This is a genomic window from Streptomyces sp. T39, assembly GCF_008042045.1.
GTDB lineage: Bacteria > Actinomycetota > Actinomycetes > Streptomycetales > Streptomycetaceae > Streptomyces.
Genome location: NZ_RDBP01000012.1, coordinates 69106 through 76167 on the forward strand (window position 1 = coordinate 69106; position 7062 = coordinate 76167).

Sequence of the window (7062 nt, forward strand, 5' to 3'; positions counted from 1 at the left end):
TGGGCGTGGGTGCGGTCGAAGGCCGGGGTCTGGTCGTAGATGTAGACGAAGAACAGCAGGCGCTTGATCTCGTCCCGGTGGTCGAGGTTGACGTAGATCGTCTCCCCGGACGGGGCGCCGAAGCGGTCGTCGCCGCTGAGGCGGACGTAGGGCGCCTCGTTCAGGCTGCCGAAGAAGCTGCCCAGCGGCTGCACGACGCCCTTGCTGCCGTCGGTCAGCTCGTAGAGGCAGCCCAGGTCCAGGTCGACGTTGACGATGCCCTGGGTGTGCGCCTGGACGACGTCGGGCTTGAAGAGGCTGAACGGGTGGCGCAGCAGACCGCCCTGGCGCGAGCGGCCGTCGAGGTCGGACGTGCGCATCCGCCAGGAGAGGTTGACGCGCAGATTGCCGGTGGCCGCGCCCTGTTTGGTGAGCGAGACGGACGGGCGCCGTCTGGTGAGCTCGATGGAGTTGGTCGCCGCGCTCCCCGAGTCGAACTGTGCCGCCCTGCCGCGAAACAGGTTGTCCCAGATGGCCATGCCCCACCCCACACAATCGGTCCGTCGTGCCCCACCACATGCCACAGGGCGGTCGCGAGGCCGATGACCTCGCGACCGCCCCGTTCAGAGCGTTCCCTCCGGCCGGAGGGTGTCACACCCGGAAGTCGGTCACACCCCTGACGAGATTCCGGCCTTCTCGCCGGACGATCCGCCCTCGGCGGCCGCGGTGCGCTTGTTGTGCACCACGGAGGACCAGAAGGAGGCGCCGATGAGGACCACGCCCAGGAGACCGGTGATGATCTCGCTGATCTCGAAGCGGATGGTGACGAGCAGGATGCCGGCGAGGGCGCCGATCGCGTAGTGCGCGCCGTGCTCCAGGTAGACGTAGTCGTCGAGGGTGCCCTCGCGGACCAGGTAGACCGTGAGCGAACGGACGTACATGGCGCCGATGCCGAGGCCGAGCGCCATCCAGAAGATGTGGTTGGTGATGGCGAAGGCGCCGATGACCCCGTCGAAGGAGAACGAGGCGTCCAGGACTTCGAGGTACAGGAAGAGGAAGAACGCGGCCTTGCCGGCCAGGCCGACGGCGGAGACGGGCTTGCCCTCGCGCTTGGCCTGTTCCTCCTCCTCGTGCTCGCGCTCCTCCTCTTCCTCCAGCTTGTCCTCGAAGTAGCCGGAGAGGCCGCCGACGACGAGGTAGGTGATCAGACCGGCGACGCCGGCCAGCAGCACGGTGGCCGTCTTGTCGGCGTGCCCGGAGCTGGTGTGCGCCTCGGTGGCGAAGTACATGGCGGACAGCAGCAGGGCGATCAGGGCGACACAGGCCGAGAGCATGTCGACCTTGCCGAGCTTGGCCAGCGGCCGCTCCAGCCAGGTCAGCCACTTGTGCTCGCGCTCCTCGAAGATGAAGTCGAGGAAGATCATGAGCAGGAACATGCCGCCGAAGGCGGCGATCGCCGGGTGGGCGTCGGTGACGAGGGCCTCGTAGCGGTCCGGGTCGTCCATGGCGAGCTGGACGGCCTCGATCGGCCCGACCTTGGCGCTGATGGCGACGATCACGACGGGGAAGACCAGCCGCATGCCGAAGACGGCGATCAGAATGCCGACGGTCAGGAAGATCTTCTGCCAGAAGGCATTCATCTTCTTGAGGATGCCGGCGTTGACGACCGCGTTGTCGAAGGACAGCGAGATTTCCAGGATCGACAGGATCAGTACGATCCCGAACGCCTCCCAGCCCCACTGCCAGGCGGCGAAAGCAAGGCCGGCCGCCGTCACGGCGAACGACCAGCCGAAGGTTTTCAGAACCACTGGCTACCCAATCGTGTATTGGTCCCCCGAGTGAAGCCTGAGGGAGGTGCTCCCCCGCGCCGCACGCGGCTTTACGAAACGTTGACCCCGAAGTCTAGAGCGATGCCTCGCAGGCCCGACGCGTACCCCTGCCCCACGGCCCGGAACTTCCACTCGCCGCCGTACCGGTAGAGCTCGCCGAAGATCATCGCGGTCTCGGTGGAGGCGTCCTCGCTGAGGTCGTAGCGCGCGAGCTCGACTCCGTCGGCCTGGTTGACGACGCGGATGAACGCGTTGCTGACCTGGCCGAACGTCTGGCCCCGGTTGTCCGCCTCGTGGATGGAGACGGGGAACACGATCTTGTCGACGTGCGCCGGCACCGCGGGGAGGTCGACGATCAGCGACTCGTCGTCGCCGTCGCCCTCGCCCGTGAGGTTGTCGCCGGTGTGCTGCACCGAGCCGTCGGGGCTCGTGAGCTGGTTGTAGAAGATGAACCACTCGTCGCCGAGTACGCGCCCGTTCTGGCACAGGAGGGCACTGGCGTCGAGGTCGAAGTCGGCTCCGGTGGTGGAACGTGCGTCCCAGCCGAGGCCCACCAGGACCTGGGTGAGGTTGGGTGCGGCCTTGGAGAGGGAGACATTGCCTCCCTTGGCGAGCGTGACGCCCATGATGATGTGTCCTCCCCTGTGCGGTCTTTGTGCGAGGCACGTCCGGCGCCGCACGAAGCGTGCGGCGCCGGACGTGGAGTGCTGCGGCTCAGACGTTGACGCCGAAGTCCTGCGCGATGCCGCGCAGACCCGAGGCGTAACCCTGGCCGATGGCACGGAACTTCCACTCGGCGCCGTTGCGGTAGAGCTCGCCGAAGACCATCGCGGTCTCGGTGGACGCGTCCTCACTGAGGTCGTACCGGGCGAGCTCGACGCCGTCGGCCTGGTTGACGACGCGGATGAACGCGTTGCGCACCTGGCCGAAGGACTGCTGGCGGCTCTCGGCCTCGTAGATCGAGACCGGGAACACGATCTTGTCGACGTCGGCGGGGACCGCGGCCAGGTTGACCTTGATCGCCTCGTCGTCGCCCTCGCCCTCACCGGTGAGGTTGTCACCGGTGTGCTCGACGGAGCCGTCGGGGCTCTTGAGGTTGTTGAAGAAGACGAAGTTGCCGTCGGTGGCGACCTTGCCCTCGGCGTTGGTCAGCAGCGCGCTGGCGTCGAGGTCGAAGTCGGTGCCGGTGGTGGTCCGGACGTCCCAGCCCAGGCCCACGGTGACCGCGGTCAGGTTCGGCGCGGCCTTGGTCAGCGAGACGTTGCCGCCCTTGCTGAGGCTGACTCCCACGAGTCCCTCCATTGGTGTTCAGGGGCAGCGCCCCCGTAGTGCGTTCCTGTACGGATCTACGAAGGAATCCTAGTGACCGGTTCCCCACGGAAACAGACTTTCGCTCCCCGGTTCGTCCGGTGAGTGCGCGAGAGGCCCGCTTTCCCCTGTGGCGTCCGGCAGTTGCGCCGGGTCCCGGTGGTCGGCCGGGGGTCAGAGGGTACCGAGCGCCGCCACGTACTCGTCGAGGTCCCGGGCGTCCGGCAGGCCGTTGACCACGGTCCAGCGCACGATGCCCTCCTTGTCGATGATGAAGGTGCCGCGCACCGCGCAGCCCTTGTCCTCGTCGAAGACCCCGTAGGCGGTGGAGACCTCGCCGTGCGGCCAGAAGTCCGACAGCAGCGGGTACTCCAGGCCCTCCTGCTCGGCGAAGACCCGCAGGGTGTGGATGGAGTCGTTGGAGACGGCGAGCAGCTGGGTGTCGTCGTTGACGAAGGTCGGGAGCTCGTCGCGCAGGGCGCACAGCTCGCCCGTGCACACGCCGGTGAAGGCGAACGGGTAGAAGAGCAGCACGACGTTCTTCCCGCCCCGGAAGTCGGAGAGCGAGACGGTGCGGCCGTGGTTGTCCTTGAGCGTGAACTCGGGAGCCTTGTCGCCGACCTCGATCGCCATGAAACGCATCCCTTCAGTGAGCCGAACCGGTGAATGCCCACCCTACGAGGTGGGCGCCGGGCGTGCGCGAGGCCCCCGCCGACGAGATGTCGGCGGGGGCCTCGCGATGCTGTCGGGACGCTCCGCGGTCCACGGCGGCCGTCGTGCCGCCCGCGGTCTCAGCGCTTCTTCGCCGCCGCCTTCGGCGTGACCAGGCGGGTGCCCGCCCATTCCTTGCCGGCGCTGACGCTCTTGGTCTGCGAGAGACCCGCGGTGGTGGCGGCCTCGCCGATGTCGCTGGGCTCGACGTAGCCGTCGCGGCCCGTCTTGGGCGTCAGCAGCAGGATCTGGCCGCCCTCTTCCATGTACGCGATGGCATCGACCAGCGCATCCGTCAGGTCCCCGTCGTCGTCGCGGAACCAGAGCACCACGGCGTCGGCCACGTCGTCGTACTCCTCGTCGACGAGGTCGCTGCCGATGGCCTCCTCAATGGCCTGGCGCAGTTCCATATCGACGTCGTCGTCGTAGCCGATCTCCTGGACCACCTGGTCGGGCTGGAATCCCAGCCTTACGGCCAGGTTCGTCTCCGCGTGGTCCGCGGTCGCGCTCACGGCTTGCCTCCTGATCTTGATTCTTGGGAAATGCCTGCGGCCACGCGCGCAGGCGTGACGTTGACCGTAGTCCACACGGGCGGGCCCGATCGCGCAAGTACCCGGCCACAGGGACCGCCGAAACGGTGACGTTTGGGGCCGTCTCGGCGCAACTCCGCGCATGCCCGTCCGCTCCGGCGGGGAGCACGCACGTCCTCGTTGTCACCCTTTGCGGCATACCTACCCCTCGATCCGGCAATCGGAACCGAACGGCCGAACGAAACGCATGAACACCTTGGGCGTAAGGTTGCGATTTGACCGGTCCCGCGCCGGGGGCCGGTGCCCGATGTCATGGAGTACGGGGGTTACCCCTCGGTAGAGGTGACGTACGCCTCCCCGCGGTACACGATGGAGGCGGTGCGACAGCTCGTCCGTCATCACGTCAGTGCGTCTTCCCGCCATCGTGTGGCGGCAGGCGCCCAACAGCGAAGGAATAGCGTGGCTTCCGGATCCGATCGCAACCCGATCATCATTGGCGGCCTTCCCAGCCAGGTCCCCGACTTCGATCCCGAAGAGACGAAGGAGTGGCTGGACTCCCTCGACGCCGCCGTCGACGAGCGGGGCCGCGAACGCGCCCGCTACCTGATGCTCCGCCTCATCGAGCGCGCCCGCGAGAAGCGCGTGGCCGTGCCCGAGATGCGCAGCACGGACTACGTCAACACCATCGCCACCCGGGACGAGCCGTTCTTCCCCGGCAACGAGGAGATCGAGCGCAAGGTCCTCAACGCCACCCGCTGGAACGCGGCGGTGATGGTCTCGCGCGCCCAGCGCCCCGGCATCGGCGTCGGCGGCCACATCGCCACGTTCGCCTCCTCCGCCTCCCTCTACGACGTGGGCTTCAACCACTTCTTCCGGGGCAAGGACGACGGCAAGGGCGGCGACCAGATCTTCTTCCAGGGGCACGCCTCCCCCGGCATCTACGCGCGCGCGTTCCTGCTGGACCGCCTCAGCGAGCAGCAGCTGGACTCCTTCCGGCAGGAGAAGTCGAAGGCGCCGTACGGCCTGTCCAGCTATCCGCACCCGCGGCTGATGCCGGACTTCTGGGAGTTCCCCACCGTGTCCATGGGCCTCGGCCCGCTGGGCGCGATCTACCAGGCGCGCATGAACCGCTACATGGAGGCGCGCGGCATCGCCGACACCTCCGACTCGCATGTCTGGGCCTACCTCGGCGACGGCGAGATGGACGAGCCCGAGTCGCTGGGCCAGCTGTCCATCGCCGCCCGTGAGGGTCTGGACAACCTGACGTTCGTGGTCAACTGCAACCTCCAGCGGCTCGACGGCCCGGTGCGCGGCAACGGCAAGATCATCCAGGAGCTGGAGTCGCAGTTCCGCGGCGCCGGCTGGAACGTGATCAAGCTGGTCTGGGACCGCACCTGGGACCCGCTGCTCGCGCAGGACCGCGACGGCGTGCTGGTCAACAAGCTGAACACCACCCCCGACGGCCAGTTCCAGACGTACGCCACCGAGACCGGCGCGTACATCCGCGACCACTTCTTCGGCGGCGACCACCGGCTGCGCGCCATGGTCGAGAACATGACCGACCACCAGATCCTGATGCTGGGCCGCGGCGGTCACGACCACCGCAAGATCTACGCGGCGTACGCGGCGGCCCGCGAGCACAAGGGCCAGCCGACCGTGATCCTCGCGCAGACGGTCAAGGGCTGGACCCTCGGCCCGAACTTCGAGGGCCGCAACGCCACCCACCAGATGAAGAAGCTGACGGTCGCCGACCTCAAGGGCTTCCGCGACCGGCTCCACATCCCGATCACCGACGCCCAGCTGGACTCCGGCCTGCCGCCGTACTACCACCCGGGCCGGGACTCGGAGGAGATCCAGTACATGCACGACCGCCGCAAGGGTCTGGGCGGCTACGTGCCCACCCGCGTCGTGCGCGCGAAGCCCCTGGCGCTGCCGGACGACAAGACGTACGCGGCCGTGAAGAAGGGCTCCGGCCAGCAGTCGATCGCCACGACCATGGCGTTCGTCCGGCTGCTGAAGGACCTCATGCGGGACAAGGAGATCGGCAAGCGCTTCGTGCTGATCGCTCCGGACGAGTACCGCACCTTCGGCATGGACTCGTTCTTCCCGAGCGCGAAGATCTACAACCCGCTCGGCCAGCAGTACGAGGCCGTGGACCGCGAGCTGCTCCTCGCCTACAAGGAGTCCCCCACCGGTCAGATGCTGCACGACGGCATCTCGGAGGCCGGCTGCACCGCCTCGCTGATCGCCGCCGGCTCCGCGTACGCCACCCACGGCGAGCCGCTGATCCCGGTGTACGTCTTCTACTCGATGTTCGGCTTCCAGCGGACCGGCGACCAGTTCTGGCAGATGGCGGACCAGCTGGCACGGGGCTTCGTCCTCGGCGCCACCGCCGGCCGGACGACGCTGACCGGCGAGGGCCTCCAGCACGCCGACGGCCACTCCCAGCTGCTGGCCTCGACCAACCCGGGGTGTGTCGCCTACGACCCGGCGTTCGGCTTCGAGATCGCGCACATCGTCAAGGACGGTCTGCGACGGATGTACGGCCCGGACGCCGAGGACGTCTTCTACTACCTCACCGTCTACAACGAGCCGATCCAGCACCCGGCGGAGCCGGCCGACGTGGACGCCGAGGGCATCGTCAAGGGCATCCACCGCTTCAAGGCGGGCGAGCAGGGGCAGATCCCGGCGCAGATCATGGCGTC

The 7062-nt window shown here is 68.0% G+C and carries 7 protein-coding genes; 1 reads left to right on the top strand and 6 read right to left on the bottom strand.

Annotated features, from left to right (window positions below; genetic code table 11):
* The 6 genes from EAO77_RS01225 to EAO77_RS01250 form a co-directional block, all read right to left on the bottom strand.
* Positions 1-518 (bottom strand): Tellurium resistance (locus EAO77_RS01225; protein WP_147988875.1); only part of this gene is annotated, 518 nt, incomplete at its 3' end.
* A 129-nt stretch (positions 519-647) separates the two neighbouring features.
* Positions 648-1787, bottom strand: a complete 1140-nt coding sequence (locus EAO77_RS01230; RefSeq protein ID WP_147986281.1) for a DUF475 domain-containing protein — start codon at positions 1785-1787, stop codon at positions 648-650.
* A 71-nt stretch (positions 1788-1858) separates the two neighbouring features.
* Positions 1859-2434: a TerD family protein gene (locus tag EAO77_RS01235; protein ID WP_147986282.1), complete on the bottom strand. Its 576-nt coding sequence runs from the start codon at positions 2432-2434 to the stop codon at positions 1859-1861.
* A gap of 88 nt (positions 2435-2522) precedes the next feature.
* Entirely contained in the window at positions 2523-3098 is a 576-nt protein-coding gene (locus EAO77_RS01240) for a TerD family protein (protein ID WP_147986283.1), read from the bottom strand.
* Positions 3099-3290: 192 nt separating this feature from the next.
* The gene (locus EAO77_RS01245; RefSeq protein ID WP_147986284.1) at positions 3291-3749 is read right to left on the bottom strand and encodes a peroxiredoxin; all 459 of its coding nucleotides are present in this window, start codon (positions 3747-3749) and stop codon (positions 3291-3293) included.
* Positions 3750-3907: 158 nt separating this feature from the next.
* A complete protein-coding gene (locus EAO77_RS01250) occupies positions 3908-4339 on the bottom strand; it encodes a DUF3052 domain-containing protein (protein ID WP_147986285.1) in 432 nt (143 codons plus the stop codon).
* 477 nt (positions 4340-4816) lie between these two features.
* Here EAO77_RS01250 and aceE point away from each other — a divergent pair.
* A partial coding sequence (gene aceE, locus EAO77_RS01255; protein ID WP_147988876.1) for a pyruvate dehydrogenase (acetyl-transferring), homodimeric type occupies positions 4817-7062 on the top strand: 2246 nt, incomplete at its 3' end.